The 14,584-nt window shown below is 56.8% G+C and carries 13 protein-coding genes; 9 read left to right on the forward strand and 4 right to left on the reverse strand.

The annotated features are described in order from the left end of the window. From gspK to htpX, 5 genes are all read left to right on the forward strand, one after another. Window positions 1-918 carry a type II secretion system minor pseudopilin GspK gene (gene gspK / locus R2940_15145; protein ID MEZ4601124.1) on the forward strand — a complete coding sequence of 306 codons (918 nt, stop codon included), beginning with the start codon at window positions 1-3 and terminating at the stop codon, window positions 916-918. Window positions 919-922: 4 nt separating this feature from the next. Next, a complete protein-coding gene (gene gspL / locus R2940_15150; GenBank protein MEZ4601125.1) occupies window positions 923-2,329 on the forward strand; it encodes a type II secretion system protein GspL in 1,407 nt (468 codons plus the stop codon). 11 nt (window positions 2,330-2,340) lie between these two features. Then, a complete protein-coding gene (gene gspM, locus R2940_15155) occupies window positions 2,341-2,874 on the forward strand; it encodes a type II secretion system protein GspM (protein MEZ4601126.1) in 534 nt (177 codons plus the stop codon). Then, a complete protein-coding gene (gene gspN / locus R2940_15160) occupies window positions 2,871-3,758 on the forward strand; it encodes a type II secretion system protein GspN (protein MEZ4601127.1) in 888 nt (295 codons plus the stop codon). The genes gspM and gspN overlap by 4 nt, the downstream gene beginning before the upstream one ends. A gap of 166 nt (window positions 3,759-3,924) precedes the next feature. Continuing rightward, the gene (gene htpX / locus R2940_15165) at window positions 3,925-4,806 is read left to right on the forward strand and encodes a protease HtpX (protein ID MEZ4601128.1); all 882 of its coding nucleotides are present in this window, start codon (window positions 3,925-3,927) and stop codon (window positions 4,804-4,806) included. A gap of 403 nt (window positions 4,807-5,209) precedes the next feature. Here the strand turns inward: htpX and R2940_15170 are convergent, their stop codons facing one another. Genes R2940_15170 through R2940_15185 form a run of 4 tightly spaced genes read right to left on the reverse strand, consistent with a single transcriptional unit; the run spans window position 5,210 to window position 8,651 of the window. Then, complete coding sequence (locus tag R2940_15170; GenBank protein ID MEZ4601129.1) at window positions 5,210-5,842, reverse strand: MarC family protein; 633 nt, start codon at window positions 5,840-5,842, stop codon at window positions 5,210-5,212. Between the two features lie 56 nt (window positions 5,843-5,898). After that, window positions 5,899-6,066 (reverse strand): BtpA/SgcQ family protein, encoded by a 168-nt coding sequence (locus R2940_15175; GenBank protein MEZ4601130.1) that lies wholly within the window; start codon window positions 6,064-6,066, stop codon window positions 5,899-5,901. A gap of 15 nt (window positions 6,067-6,081) precedes the next feature. Next, window positions 6,082-7,443, reverse strand: coding sequence for a sigma-54 dependent transcriptional regulator (locus R2940_15180; protein ID MEZ4601131.1), 1,362 nt, complete (start codon window positions 7,441-7,443; stop codon window positions 6,082-6,084). Beyond that, window positions 7,440-8,651 (reverse strand): ATP-binding protein, encoded by a 1,212-nt coding sequence (locus R2940_15185; protein ID MEZ4601132.1) that lies wholly within the window; start codon window positions 8,649-8,651, stop codon window positions 7,440-7,442. The genes R2940_15180 and R2940_15185 overlap by 4 nt, the downstream gene beginning before the upstream one ends. Window positions 8,652-9,025: 374 nt before the next feature. On the opposite strand from R2940_15185, the gene R2940_15190 reads away from it, so the two are divergent. From R2940_15190 to R2940_15205, 4 genes are all read left to right on the forward strand, one after another. After that, window positions 9,026-9,481, forward strand: coding sequence for an NAD(P)H-dependent oxidoreductase subunit E (locus R2940_15190; protein ID MEZ4601133.1), 456 nt, complete (start codon window positions 9,026-9,028; stop codon window positions 9,479-9,481). Between the two features lie 10 nt (window positions 9,482-9,491). Continuing rightward, on the forward strand, window positions 9,492-11,315 hold the full coding sequence (locus R2940_15195) for an NADH-ubiquinone oxidoreductase-F iron-sulfur binding region domain-containing protein (protein MEZ4601134.1): 1,824 nt from the start codon (window positions 9,492-9,494) through the stop codon (window positions 11,313-11,315). A gap of 16 nt (window positions 11,316-11,331) precedes the next feature. After that, window positions 11,332-14,013, forward strand: coding sequence for a formate dehydrogenase subunit alpha (fdhF, locus tag R2940_15200; GenBank protein ID MEZ4601135.1), 2,682 nt, complete (start codon window positions 11,332-11,334; stop codon window positions 14,011-14,013). Between the two features lie 360 nt (window positions 14,014-14,373). Continuing rightward, window positions 14,374-14,520, forward strand: a complete 147-nt coding sequence (locus tag R2940_15205; GenBank protein MEZ4601136.1) for a hypothetical protein — start codon at window positions 14,374-14,376, stop codon at window positions 14,518-14,520. Window positions 14,521-14,584: the final 64 nt, after the last annotated feature.

A 14,584-nucleotide genomic window follows, 5' to 3' on the forward strand; every position in this document is an offset into this window, starting at 1 on the left:
ATGAATCCGACCAAAAAAGACGAAAAGGGGATGGTTCTCCTCCCGGTTCTGGTCATCGTCGTTCTGCTCACGTCGCTGATTGTGGAGTTTTCGTTTGCAACCTTCGTTCAGATGCGTCTGGCGGAAACCTTTCGCGACGGCACCAAGGCTTACTATCTGGCCAAGGGGGGGGTGCAGGCCGGTCGGATGATGCTGCAGACCGATAACAACGGATATGATTCCTCCGACGAGATGTGGGGGCAGTCCTGGGACAACCTGGGGGTAGCGGATGGAGCCGTCTCCATCAGGATCGAGGATCTCGGGGGAAAACTGGACGTCAACCGGCTGGTCACGAATCTGGGGAATGTCAATGTTTCCCTGAGGGACAAATTCCTTCGGTTTTTCGAGCAGCTGGAAATCGCCGACGGTGAAGAGCTGACCGACGCCCTGATCGACTGGATGGACCCCGATCGCGATCCCAGGCCCTTTGGAGCCGAAGATGAATACTATGTGCGGGAAAAAGGCTATGCCTGCAAGAACGGCAAGCTCGATTCATTGGCTGAACTGGCAATGATTCGAGGATTTTCCGCAGATGTCATCGACAAGATCGGGTCGAATCTGACCCTTTATGGCAGCGAAAGAATTAACGTCAATACCGCCGGTCCGGAAGTTCTGATGTCTTTGAGCAGCGAAATGACCCGGGAGGCCGCCTCTAATATTGTCGAATACCGGGAGACAAATCCTTTCAAGCAGGTGACCGAGGTCAAGGACGTCCCCGGCCTGCAGGAGGAGATCTACTTTTCCATCAGGCCGCACATTGACGTGAGGAGCAATTTTTACCATGTCAATTCGACGGCCGGAATAGGCGATGCAGGGAAAAGGATTCAGGCCGTCATTCAGAAAGACAAAAACCAACTCCTATCATTCAAGGTGCATTAGACACATGGCTCCCCTTTTTGTCGGTGTTGATCTCAGCGATGATTGCCTGAGGGTGGCGGCGCTCGATTCCGGGCACGAACCCCTGCGGGTCCAGGCCCTGATCGAAGAATCCTTTTCCAGCGAAGAGGAACTGATCGCCCTCCTGAGGAGAATTTTTGCGGAAGACCTTCCCCGGGCACGCAAAACGGTCCTGGCGGTTTCCGCCGGCAAAGGGTTTTTCCGGCGGCTCAGTTTCCCCTTTGCCGATTCCGAAAAGATTTCCCAGGCCATCCCCTTTGAACTGGGAAGCCATGTTCCGGTGGAGCTGTCGGACCACCTGACGAGTTTCCAGAAGCCAGTTCTGCAAGCGGACGGCCAGTATCAGGTGCCCACCGCAGCGATGCCCCTGGCTGTTCTGGAGGGTTTGGTCGAGCCTTTCGAGAAGGCGGGGGTGCCTCTGCATGTCCTCGATCTGGCCCCCTTTGCCTATGTCGCAGGCCTGGACCAGGACCTGAACAACTGTCTGCTGGTCTGTGCCGGACGGGAGGAAACGATCGTCGCTCAGGTCGAGGATGGCAGGATTGCCGATTATCGTCTGCAGCCGGTTTCCACAGAGACTCCGATCGAGGTCATTCAGGAATTCATCCATATCCAGTGTCTGTTTTTCCGGCATGCGGGGGCGGGTCAGGAAGTCCCTCTTTGCCTGATCGGATCGCGGGTAGGGCCGGAACTGATCCATTTTCTGGAGAAACAGGGTTACCGGGTGGTTGACGAGCCTTTTCCCGCATTGGACGGTTCGGCCCCGGAAAGGAAATTTATCCCGGCGCTTCTGATGGCAGTCGGGGCCTGCCTGGGAGATTCCCGGGCCACCTTCAACTTCCGCCAGGGTCCCCTGGCCTCCAAAAACGACTGGGCTTCCCTCAAAAAACAGCTGGTTTTCTCCGGTGCCATTGCCGCACTTGCTCTGGTTGTCCTGATTACCGCCCTGAGCATCAATTATGTCTCCAGAGCCGGCATCCTGTCCCAGCTGGACCGGCAGGTGCGGGACGCTTATCGGGACACCTTCCCCAACTCGAAACTGATCGTCGATGCACCCCTGCAGATGCAGAGCCAGTTGCAGGAGCTGGAAAAGAGGGCGGCGATTTTCAGGGTGTCCGGCAACCTGTCGCCTCTCGACGTATTGAAGGAAATTTCGGAACGGCTTAAGGACATACCGGATCTCGAGGTGAGGACTTATCAGTACAATCAGGACTTCGTCCGTCTCGAAGGGACTACCAAATCCTTCGAGGACGTCAATCGGATGAGCGGAAATCTGAGAAGATCCAACCAGTTCGGCAATGTTGAAATATCAGAAGCCAAAATGAGTTTGGACGGTCAGAACGTCAACTTCCGGGTTCAGTTTGCGCTTAAGGGGGGACCGTCGGGATCATGATAAGCCGCCTTATGAACAAGTTCAATCGCCTCAACATGCGGGAGAAAATCCTTGTCTGCTTGGGTATCGCTTTTGTTTTTCTGGCCATCCTGTACTGGGGGGGCATCGCTCCCTACAAAAATCAGATGGCCAATCTCGACCGGAAGATCGCCCAGCGCCAGAAGCAGGTCGGAGAAATGGCCGTTTTGAAAGCCGAGATTCTCGATCTTCAGGAACGCGTGGCGGCGGCCGAGAGGAAGGTATCCCAGGCGGTCAACTTTTCTCTGTTTTCCTTTGTCGAACAGAAGGTCCAGGAAGCTGCCGGCAGGGAAAACCTGGTGTTCATGCGTCCCAAACCGGCGACCCGGCAAGGGGATTACGAGGAGACAGCCCTTGAGGTGAAGCTGGAAAAAATCAGCCTTCAGCAGGTCGTCCGCCTCATTTATGAAATCGAAGCGGCAGAGGTGCCGCTCAACATCACCACGCTGCAGATCCGAAGCCGGAAGCCGAATATGGAGCTTCTGGACGTCACACTGGACATCTCCACGCTGCGGAAAAAAGCATGAAAAACCGAATGGACAATATTCTGGCGAGAATCCCGCGGAACTGGACCCTGCCGACGGAAGGAAAAGGTTACACTATTCTGCTGACGGCGCTCCTGCTGACCTCGTTCCTTCTCGGTATCATCTGGTTTTTCCCGACGGATCCCTTGAAGTATCGGATCGAGAATGAGCTGGCCGCTCAGTACGGTGCCGATGTCCGGATTGCCGAGTTGGATTTCGTATTCCCGCTGCAGATGCAGTTCAGCAACATTCGGGCGGAAATGCCCGGGCTTTTCACGGACCTCAAGATCGACTCCCTGCGGGTGAAGCCGGTGTGGAGCAGTCTTCTTTTTGGAAGAAGGGCATTTTCCTTTTCCGGGCGGCTGAATCAGGGAACGGCGGAAGGATCGGTGGGGGCCGACGGCAAGCTGGCCCTCAACCTGCAGCAGGTCCGGTTTTCCTTCCCCCTCAGCGAAAGCGGCTCCCTGGTTCTGGGAGGCGTTGCCGGGGACGTCCGGCTGGAGGGAACCTACCCCTTTCCGGCCGAAGGGGAATCGATAGTCAGCGCGCAATTTGAAAATCTGGAATTGACCGGCCTTCAGTCCCTCGGCCTCGGGCCCGAGATTCTGCAACTCGGCCAGTTTCAGATGGAAGGAAAAGGTCAGGGAACTATTCTGCAGGTGGAGCGGTTGGGTCTTACCGGGGGGGCCATTCTGGTCGATGGCAAGGGCTCGATAGTTTTTCGGCAACCGGTGGAAACCAGCAACCTGCGCCTGACGGCCACTCTCAAAGCGGATTCCCAGTTGCGGGAGATCGGGGAACTGCTCGCCCTGACCCAAAAGCCTGCCGCCGACGGCTCCTACCAGTTCCGTCTTATCGGTACCTTCGATCAGCCCCTTCTGCGCTAAAATTTTTTTCGGTATCGGTATCGGTATCGGTATCGGTATCGGTATCGGGGTCGGTATCGGGGTCGGTATCCGGCTGGTATTTTGAATTTCCTCCTCACTTCTCACTCTGGAAAAACCTGCAATTAACGTTAAAATATCCCGTGATATTTCCATCATGGAGGATTCTATGAAGCGCGTTCTGCTGTTTCTCGTGACCAACCTGGCCATCATCATGGTGCTCGGCGTCGTGCTGAGCCTGCTGGGGGTCGACCGTATTCTGGACGAGCAGGGGGTCGGGCTCGATCTGTACAATCTTTTGATCTTTGCGGCCGTTTTCGGATTCGGCGGCTCCTTCCTGTCGCTGGCCCTGTCCAAATGGACCGCCAAGCGCCTGACCGGCGCCCGGGTCATCGAGACCCCGGCCAGTCATACCGAAGCCTGGCTGGTCAATGTCGTACAGCGCCAGGCCCAACAGGCCGGCATCGGCATGCCGGAAGTCGCCATCTACAATTCACCAACCGTCAATGCCTTCGCCACCGGAATGCGTCGCAACCGGGCGATGGTGGCGGTCAGCAGCGGTTTGCTGCAAAACATGAATGAAGCGGAGGCTGAAGCCGTGCTCGCCCACGAGGTCAGCCATGTGGCGAATGGCGACATGGTCACCCTGGCCCTGATTCAGGGGGTGGTCAACACCTTCGTTATCGTGCTCTCGCGGGTGGTGGGATATCTGGTCGACCGCATCGTGTTCAAGACCGAGCGTGGCCATGGACCGGCGTTTTTCGTCACGGCTTTCCTGGCCCAGATGGTGTTCGGCATCCTCGCTACTATCGTCGTGCTCTATTTCAGCCGCAGAAGGGAATTTCGTGCCGATGCCGGCAGCGCCTCCCTTGCCGGCCGGGAGAAGATGATCGCTGCCTTGCAGCGCCTGCAGGGTACGCCCACCGCTCCCCTGCCGGACCAGATGGCGGCTTTCGGGATTTCGGGAACCAGGGCGCGGGGAATCCGCCGTCTGTTCATGACCCATCCGCCCCTTGAAGAGCGGATAGCCGCTTTACGGGAACAGAGGTGACGTTCTGTGGCAGGACCGCAGATAATTGGATATTGGTTTTTCCTTCGGCATACGCGATCCGTTCCCATCCGGAGTTTCCGGATGAACCCTCGACTAATCCGGGAAATCCGGATAAATGCCTGTCCACATCCGGTAAATCTCCATAAGATCCTCCATCTCCGGAAAGCGTCTCTGCTCCAGGCGTGAAAACACCTGTCTGTCGTCCACGAAGATCGCAAATTCGCCAGGCTGCCGGCCGGCGACAAGCTCGATATCAATGCCGGGAATTGTCTCCCTCAGTTCTGCAGCGAGACCCGCTGCCCGTTCCTGTTGCCCTCAGGAGGCGCAATATTGAATCTTGATTTTCATCGGTAATTCCTTCTTTCGCGAAGACCGAATCGGGACCAGGTTCGATGGCAAGGAATCAGGTTCCGGGCCAAACCGCGGCAATCCCGTCGATGACGTACTGGACGGAGAGAAACGCAAGCACCAGACCCATGACCCGGGCGAGAATGGTGCTTCCAAGGGGACCGATAAGGTTCATGAAGCGGTCGGCCTGACGCAGAAAAAGAAACGTGGCGCCGAAGACCGCGGCCAAAGCGAGCAGCAGGGCCAGATAATGGGGAAAGCTCTGCGCCTTGTCGGCGAAAATCAGGGCGGTGGTTATGGCCCCGGGTCCGGCCAGCAAAGGGACGGCGAGTGGGGTGATGGAGATGTCCTCCTTCTTCTCGGCAAGGCGCTGTTCGCGGTAGCTTGTTTCGGTCCCGCTCCTGCGCCCGTACAGCATTTCCAGGCCGATGAAGAACAGAAGCCCTCCACCGCAGATCCGGATGGCCGGAGCGGTGATTCCCAGGCGACCGAGCAGGGGGGAACCGGCGAGCAGGAAGAAAACAAGAATCCCGAAGGCTGCAAGACAGCCGCGAAAGGCCATACTGCGACGTTCTGCGCGGCTTTTGTCGGGAGTGATGGCAAGAAAAACCGGAACCCCGACAATCGGATCGACGATGATGAACATCTGAACAAAAAAAGTGACGAACAGTTCGACAAATCCCGACATGATGCCTGAATTCCTTTTCTTTGTTCTTCACCAATTTAATTGTTCCGGATGGTTTTTCAAGCACCCTGTCTGACAGCCCTGGCCGCCTGCATGAATTTTTTGACCCGGGAGGTGTCGACCGGGTTCTTCAGCACCCCGTCGCATTTGAAAAAGCTGCCGACGATTGCCCCGTCCGTCAAGGGCAACAGGTCTTCCAGCGAGGGAAAGGCCGCTCCGATGACCAGAAGGTTTCCTGGGCGTCACTCTTTTCCCGGTGGAGTGATGCCGTACTTTTCCATCCGGTAGAGCAGAATATGCCGCGGGATTTTCAGGAATTCAGCGGCACTCGTCCGGTTCCATCCTTTGCGCTCCAAAGCTTCGATCACCACCTCCTTCTCCAATTGCTCCAACGGATAGCCTTCGACCGGGATATTGACAACCTTGTTTTTCGAGCCTTTTGTCCCGCACAGGATCTTCTCCGGCAGGTCGGCGCGGCGAATGGTCTCAGTTTCCCGCATGATGATCAGCCGTTGAACCGTATTCTCAAGTTCCCGGACGTTTCCCGGCCAGGGATAATCCGTGAGGGCAGCGATGGCCTCCCGGTCGAACTCGACGTCTTCCCTGCTGTGTTTCATGGCAAAGTGTTTGAGCAGCAACGGAATATCTTCCTTCCGCTCCCGCAGGGGCGGAATATGTATGGGGATGACGGAAAGCCGGTAATAGAGGTCATCGCGGAAATTTCCGTTTTTCATCGCCTCTTCCATGTCGAGATTGGTGGCCGCCACCACCCGAACGTCCACAGGGATCGATTTGGTACTTCCGACCGGCTCCACGATCCTTTCCTGCAGGGCGCGCAGAAGTTTGGGCTGCAGATCGAGAGAAAGCTCTCCCACCTCGTCGAGAAAGAGGGTGCCGCCGTCTGCCTGCTTGAATTTTCCTGTCTTGTCTGCGGTTGCTCCGGTGAAAGCGCCTTTGACATGGCCGAAAAGCTCGCTTTCGAGAAGATCCCTGGGGATTGCCGCGCAGTTGATGGGAGTGAATACCGCCGCCTTGCGGGAACTCAACAGGTGAATCGCTCTGGCCACCAGTTCCTTGCCGGTTCCGGATTCACCGGTGATCAGAATGGTCGCCTCCGTGTCGGCAACCTTCCGCACGATATTGAAAACTCTCTCCATCGCCGGGGAAATGCCAACGATATTCTCGAAATCGATCTTTTCCGTCAGCCGATCCTTGAGCTGGCGGTTTTCCCGGGACAGGTTGGAAACCTCGATGGCCTTGCGCACCACCAGTTTCAATTCGTCCCGGTTGAAGGGTTTGGTGATGTAGTCGTAGGCTCCCAGCTTCATCGCCTCGACGGCGGTGTCGACGGCGCCGAAAGCGGTCATGATGATAATGATCGTGTCGGGCGAGCGTTCCTTGATCTCCCGCAGCACACGGAAACCGTCGATACCCGGCATCTTCAGGTCGGTGATGACGAGGGGCGGTTGGTGTTCGTCAAACTCCCGCAAGCCTTCGGCTCCAGAGACCGCTGCATGGACTTCGTATCCTTCCTCCTGGAGGTTGTACCCCAGAACCCGACGGAAGGAAGGATCATCATCGATTATCAGGATTTTTTCTTTCATTTTTCACAACCCTTGCCCGGCAGACGGATATGGAAGGCAGCTCCCTGGGTCGGTGAATTCTCCACCGTGATGCTGCCGCCGTGGGCCTCGATGATTTTGCGGGTGGTCACCAGGCCCAGCCCGGTTCCGCCTTCCTTGGTGGTGAAGAAGGGTTCGAAAATTTTGTCCCTCGCCTCGATGGGAATGCCCGGCCCCGTATCCGAAAAGACCAGTTCCACCCAGGCCGTTCCGCCGGGCGCGGGCTCTTCCCGTCTCATGGTGATGGTCACTGCGCCGCCTTCCGGGGAGGCCTGCAGGCCGTTGAGAACGATGTTCAGGAATGCCTGGCGCAGCCGTTCCGGATCTCCGGCTATGGTGGGCATGGGATCGATTCTGCACTCAAAGGCGACCTTCCTCTTTTTGGCTTCGCAGGTTAACAGGGAAATGACATTGTGCAGCTCCTCGGCGAGGTCGCAACACCCCATCAGAACCGGTTGCGGCCGCGCCAGGCGCAGGAAATCCTCCACCACCCTGTTGAGCCGTTTCGATTCCCGCACCATGATTTCCAGGAACTCGTATTTTCTGTCCCCCGGCTGGAAATCGTCCTTGAGAATTTCCGCCGTCCCCTGGATGGAACCCAGGGGATTGCGAATTTCATGGGCGAGAACGGCGGAGAGCTCTCCGATGGTGGAAAGCCGTTCGCATTTGCGCAGCTGACCCTCCATATTGCTGATGCGCTCCGACTGACGGCTCAGCTTTTCATAGGACTGTTCCAGGCCCAAGGCCGTCTGCCGCAGCCGGTAGGCCTGCATCCGTTCTCTCTGGGACAGAAACCCGGTGACGCCGCCGACGACGTAGTAGAGAAGAATTTCCAGGTACTGTTCCAGGGTCAAGGCAGCCCATGTCGATTTGGGATAGAGAAGAAAGGGCAGGTAGGCGACGGTCACGATGAACGCACAGAGCATTCCACCCCGAAACCCATACCAGAAGGCAGCAAGGATCAGCGGAAGGTAGTAGAGCCTCTGATAGACGCAGTGGGGTTTGGGAAGGTCAAGGGGCGTTAGATAATGGAGCAGGGTGATTCCGGCGATGAAAAACACCAGTACAAAAAGCCGTCTCCCCTGAGGAAGATGCTGCCCGATGCCTTCCATGCTGGAAGACAGGTCATCTTTTGCCGCAGACTGAAAAGGCGGCTCTTTGTCTATCGGACAACCGGCGGATTGGTTCACGAGGTCAACTCCCCCTTGAGGTTTGGATGAAAAACTTGTCAAAAAACCCCTTTCAGAACCACAAAAACGAAGAAGCATTGAGAGGCCTTCCGGTAATTCATTTCAAGAACTGTTCCCCTCTGGATACTTCGGTTCCGGCCCCTTTTACTACGGATCATACACCCTTGTTGCCTTCAGATATGAAGAATATTCTTCATTGAGGAGAGAATATTCTTCAAAAAATCATGAGCAGGAACTTCCTGTTTTATGCCACCAGGTCCCTTAAGTCCCTGATACTTTACATAAGTTTGCGTTCGGCCGGTCGCTGGCATCAAGAGTGCTATTCAAGGCGGGGTAGCTCCCTCATCCATTGGTCCATGAAAGGTCAAGCGCTTATGGAAACGGATCACGGTATAGCCGACATTATTGCCAGCCACAGCAGAGACGTCAATGATCTGGTCCCGATTCTTCAGGAGGTTCAGCGCAGCCTGGGATATGTTTCCCGGGATTCGCAGAGAATGATCGCCCGCGAGTTGAATCTTCCGCCAAGCAGAGTTCACGGCATTGTCAGTTTCTATAACTTTTTCCAGGAAAACCCTCCCGGAAGGCACCAGATCCGCGTCTGCATGGGCACCGCCTGCTATGTGCGGGGGGCCGGGAAGCTGATCGAAAAAATCAAGGCCGAATACGGCATCGATCCGGGCGAAACCAGTACCGATCGAAGGTTTTCCCTCGAGGAGGTCAGGTGTGTTGGCTGTTGCGCCATCGGTCCGGTGATGACCGTCGACGGCGATGTCTATGGCAGCTTGTCCTCCGAAACAATCCCCTCCGTGCTTGAAAAATACAAATAGAGGTATGGCCATGCAGATACGAACATTTGAAGATCTGGCACTGCTGCGACAAAAGATTTCGGCAAGCAAAGCAGCGGATTCGGAAAAGACACAGATCATCGTCTACGGGTCGACCTGCGGACTTGCTTCCGGCGCCGGTAAGGTTTTGGACGCCGTGCGGAAAGAGATCGAGCCCTGCGGCAGGGACGATGTCCTGGTTCTGGAACATGGTTGCATGGGCTGCTGCTTCATCGAGCCGTATATATCCATTCGGCAGGGACACGATTCCACCGTCTACGGATATCTCGACGGAGCGAAAGCGGCCGAGGTGGTGCGCAGCCATCTGCAGAAAAACGAGATCCTCGAAAAGTACCGGATCGACCTGGATATGCCCTTTTTCACCAGACAGGTCCGCAGGGTCACGGAGTTGCTTGGTGAAGTGGATCCTTTGCGCATCGACGATTATCTCTTTCATGACGGATATTCCGCTTTGGCCATGGCCCTGCAGAGGGATAGCGGAGAGATCCTCGACGAAGTGAAGGCCGCCGGTCTCAGGGGGCGGGGCGGCGCCGGGTTCCCGACGGGCCGAAAATGGGAATTCGCCCGCAATGCCGCCGGAGACCAGAAATACCTTGTCTGCAACGCCGACGAAGGGGATCCCGGTGCCTACATGAATCGGGCCGAACTGGAAGGCAACCCCCATGCCCTGTTGGAAGGGATGGCGATTGCCGCCTATGTCATCGGCGCCAGCCGGGGCTATATCTATATCCGGGCCGAGTATCCCCTGGCCGTGGAGACCCTGAGACAGGCCATTGCCCAGGCCCGGGAATACGGCTTTCTGGGGAAGAACATCCTGGGCAGCGGCTTCGATTTCGACGTCGAGCTGTTTCTCGGCTCCGGGGCCTTTGTCTGTGGGGAAGAGACGGCCCTGCTGGCTTCGCTCGAGCAGAAGCGCGGCAACCCGCGGATTCGTCCCCCCTTCCCCGCCATCGAAGGTCTGTTCGGCAAGCCGACGGTGATCAACAATGTCGGCACCCTTTTCAACATCCCCCTGATCATCCGCAAGGGAGCGGAGTGGTGGAGTTCACTCGGCTCGGAAACGACAAAAGGCACCAAGGTATTCTGCCTAACGGGGCAGATCATGAACAGTGGTCTGGTGGAAGTCCCCATGGGGACCACCATGCGGGACATCCTCTATGCCATTGGCGGCGGCATCCCCAACGGCAAGGAGTTCAAGGCCGCGCAGTTGGGAGGACCTTCGGGTGGGTTCGTGCCCGAGGAACATCTCGACCTGCCCATCGACTACGAATCCCTGCAGGGTATCGGCTCCATCATGGGTTCCGGGGGGATGGTCATCCTCGATCAGGACTCCTGCATGATCGACGCGGCCAAGTTTTTCCTTCAGTTCGATCAGGACGAATCGTGCGGACAGTGCGTTCCCTGCAGAAGGGGCCTGCCGCTGATGATCCATTATCTGGAAAAAATCAGCGACGGCAAAGGCGAGATGGAGGATCTGGAGAGCCTCGTCGGTCTGGCGGACTGCATCAAAAAGACCTCGCTGTGCGCTCTGGGGCAGACGGCGGCCAACCCCACCCTAAGCACCCTGCGCTTTTTCCGGGATGAATATGAGGCGCACATAAAGGACAGAAAATGTCCCGCCGGAGTGTGCAAGCCGCTCATTCAGTTTTCCATCGATGCAACCAAATGCGTCGGCTGCGGGGTCTGCAAAAAAGTCTGTCCGGAAAATGCCATCGAGGGTGAGATCGGCAAGGCACACCGGATTTCCTTCGCCAAATGCGTGAAGTGCGGTCTCTGCAAGGATGTCTGTAAATTCGACGCCATCGGCGTTCTCTAGAATCGAGGGACGGATCATGGTCACTATACACATCAACGGCAAACCCTGCATCGCGGAAGAAGGTTCGGTTCTATTGAACGCCTGTGAGGAAAACGGCTTCCCGATTCCCCATCTCTGCCATAAAGAGGGGCTGAGTTCCGTGGGGGTGTGCAGGCTCTGCCTGGTCAAGGTAGAGGGCATGCGCGGGCTGGTGCCCTCCTGTTCCACAAAGGTAACGGACGGAATGAAGGTGACGACGGAAGACGAAGAAATCAACCGGTTTCGTCGGCTCAACCTTGAAATGATCCTGTCCGAACACGAACACAACTGCCTTCTCTGTGAAAGCTGCGGCCGGTGCGAACTGCAGGAACTGGCGTATCGGCTGGATGTGAAGAGCATCCGCTTTCCGGTAAACCAGGAGGTGAGTTCCCTGGATGAATCGAGCGAGGTCATTGTCAGGGACCCCAATCGCTGCATCCTCTGCGGTCGCTGTGTCAGGGCCTGTTCCGAGATCACCGATCGGCAGATCATCGATTTTGCCGATCGCGGGCCGGGTCTGACCATCAATGCCGGATTGCGCGAACCCCTGGGCGAAACCGACTGCAAATCCTGCGGCGCCTGCCTCCAGGCCTGCCCGACCGGGGCGCTGACGGAGAAGCTGGCGCGCTCGCAGGGCCGTACCTGGGAGGTCGAAAAGGTGCAGACGACCTGCACCCATTGCGGCGGCGGCTGCCAGATAGAATTCTGGGCCAGGGACAACAAGCTGATTCGGGCCTATGGGGTGGAGAAGGAGAACACGGACAATCAGGGCCACCTCTGCGTAAAAGGACGATTCGGTTTCGATTTCGTCAACAGTCCCAATCGTCTGACGACTCCGCTCATCAGGAAAAACGGAAAACTCGAACCGGCAGGCTGGGACGAGGCCCTGGATTACGTCGCCGCAAATTTCCAGAGGATCAAGGAGAAATACGGCAGCGACGCGCTCGGCGGCATCGCTTCCGCAAAAACCACCACCGAGGAGGATTATCTTTTCCAGAAATTCATGCGTGCCGCCATCGGCACCAACAATATCGATTTCTGCGTCCGGTTCTGTCACTCGCCCAGCGGCGTGGCGCTCGGCAGGGCCTTCGGCGCCGGGCCGGCGACGAATTCGCCCAGGCTCCTCAAAACAACGGAAGTGGTTTTCGTGACCGGCCTGAACATGACCGAGATGTACCCGGTGTTCGGCGACATGCTGAAACGGAAACTGAAGGAAGGGAAGGTCAAGCTCATCGTCGTGGACCCCCGACGGATCGAGCTCGTCGATTACAGCGATCACTGGCTGCGGCCCAGGCTGGGAACGGACGTTGCCCTGATCAACGGCATGATGAACGTGATTCTGGCGGAGGGGCTCGAGGATGCCGGTTTCATCGCTGAAAGAACCTCCGGCATGGACGAATTGCGCAAGGTCGTGGCGCACTACCCGCCGGAGAAGGTGGAGGAGATCACCGGCGTACCCCAGGAACAGATCATCGCCGCGGCCCGGCTCTACGGCAGAGCTGAGCGCGCCTCCCTGTTCTACGGCATGGGAGTTATCCACAACACCCGAGGAACGGACAATGTGGCCGCGCTCTGCAACCTGGCCCTGCTGACCGGAAACCTGGGCAAGGCCGGCACGGGCGTCAACGGCATCGGCAAGCACAGCAACGGACCGGGTGCCGGTGATACAGGTTGCTCCCCGGTCGCCTATTCGGGGGGACAGCGGGTCGACAATCCGCAGGTCGCCGAAAAATTCGAAAAGGCCTGGGGCGTGCCCCTTTCCCGCAAACCGGGTCTGACCCAATCCGACATGGCGCTCGGCAACGGCCATATCAAAGGCCTGTATGTCGTGGGAGACAACCTGTTGCGAAACAGCCCCAACCTGGGGAAAGCCCGACAGGTTATCGACGCCCTGGATTTTCTCGTGGTTCAGGACATGTTTCTGACCGAAACAGCAGAGGTCGCGGACGTGGTCCTGCCCGCCAGCTCCTTTGCCGAAAAGGACGGCACCTTTACCAGCGGCTACCGCTTGGTGCAGCGGGTGCGGGCGGTCATCGATCCGGTCGGGGAGAGCAGGCCGGATTGGGAGATCATCCGCGAACTCAGCCGGAGGATGGGCTATGCCATGGATTACGCGTCTCCGGCGGACATCATGGACGAGATCGCCTCTCTGACCCCAAGCTATGGCGGCATTTCCTATGACCGCCTCGAAGAGGGGGGACTGCGGATACCCTGCCCGACTAAGGATCATCCCGGCACCGAATTCATGTGGGGGCAAACCTTCAAGACCGACACCGGGAAAGGGAAATTTTTCCCGGCCGAGTACCAGCCGCCGGCGGAGAAGGCCGATGAAGAGTTTCCGTTTATGCTGATCACCGGCAAGGAGCTGTATCATATCCATACCGGAGCCTGCACCCGCCAATCGAAGGCGCTTTTCAACCTGGCGCCGGAGGATATTCTGGAGGTCAACCCGGCCGATGCGGAACGGCTGGGGATCGTCGACGGCGGCAAGGTGAAGCTGCGTTCCCGCAGGGGCAGGTTCGAGATAAAGGTTCAGGTGACCGACCGGGTGCCGGAAGGAACGCTGTTCACGACCTTCCATTCGAGCGACATCAACGTTCTGACATCCGACAGCCTCGATGCTTTGGCCAAGGTCCCTGAACTCAAACTCTGCGCCGTTGCGATGGAAAAGGCCGGATAAAGGGCTTTGCCGGTGGTAACCTGCCGCTATGGGCTGAAGGAGCGACAAAAATAAGGATTTATGGTCAGAGTGAGCAGCTCCGTTTTGAAAGGCAGCACCTGTCGTGCTGCCTTTTTTAATTTTAAGGTTCTTAGAAAAGGCCCAACGTCATTGTGAAAAGAATATTCTTCATGCGGGAATAGAATAGTCTCCAGCCAACCCCGCACTATTCATAAAAAAACCCCAAATCATAGTCTAAGTATTTGTTTTAATTAGTGGTTTTCCTTAGAATATCATTTGGCATTAAAAGTGCTATTTGTAATATTCAAATGGTTGGATGAGTCGATATAATAGTTTCAGACCCCTAAAAAGGAGGCAAAAATGAAACGTATCAAAGCATTAGTGGGAATGATCCTGGCCGCTCTTCTGCTTGCAGGCTGCGCCACGACAGGCACCAGGAGTTCTGATGGTGCGACCGTGAAATGCCCGGCCTGCGGTTACGAGTTCAACACCCCCTCAGAAGCATAAGCCTTAAATGGAACCTTCCTGTGGAGAAAGGCAGCATAACCAGTGCTGCCTTTCTCATGTTCAC

The sequence above is a fragment of the Syntrophotaleaceae bacterium genome (assembly GCA_041390365.1).
Classification (GTDB): Bacteria; Desulfobacterota; Desulfuromonadia; order Desulfuromonadales; family Syntrophotaleaceae; genus JAWKQB01.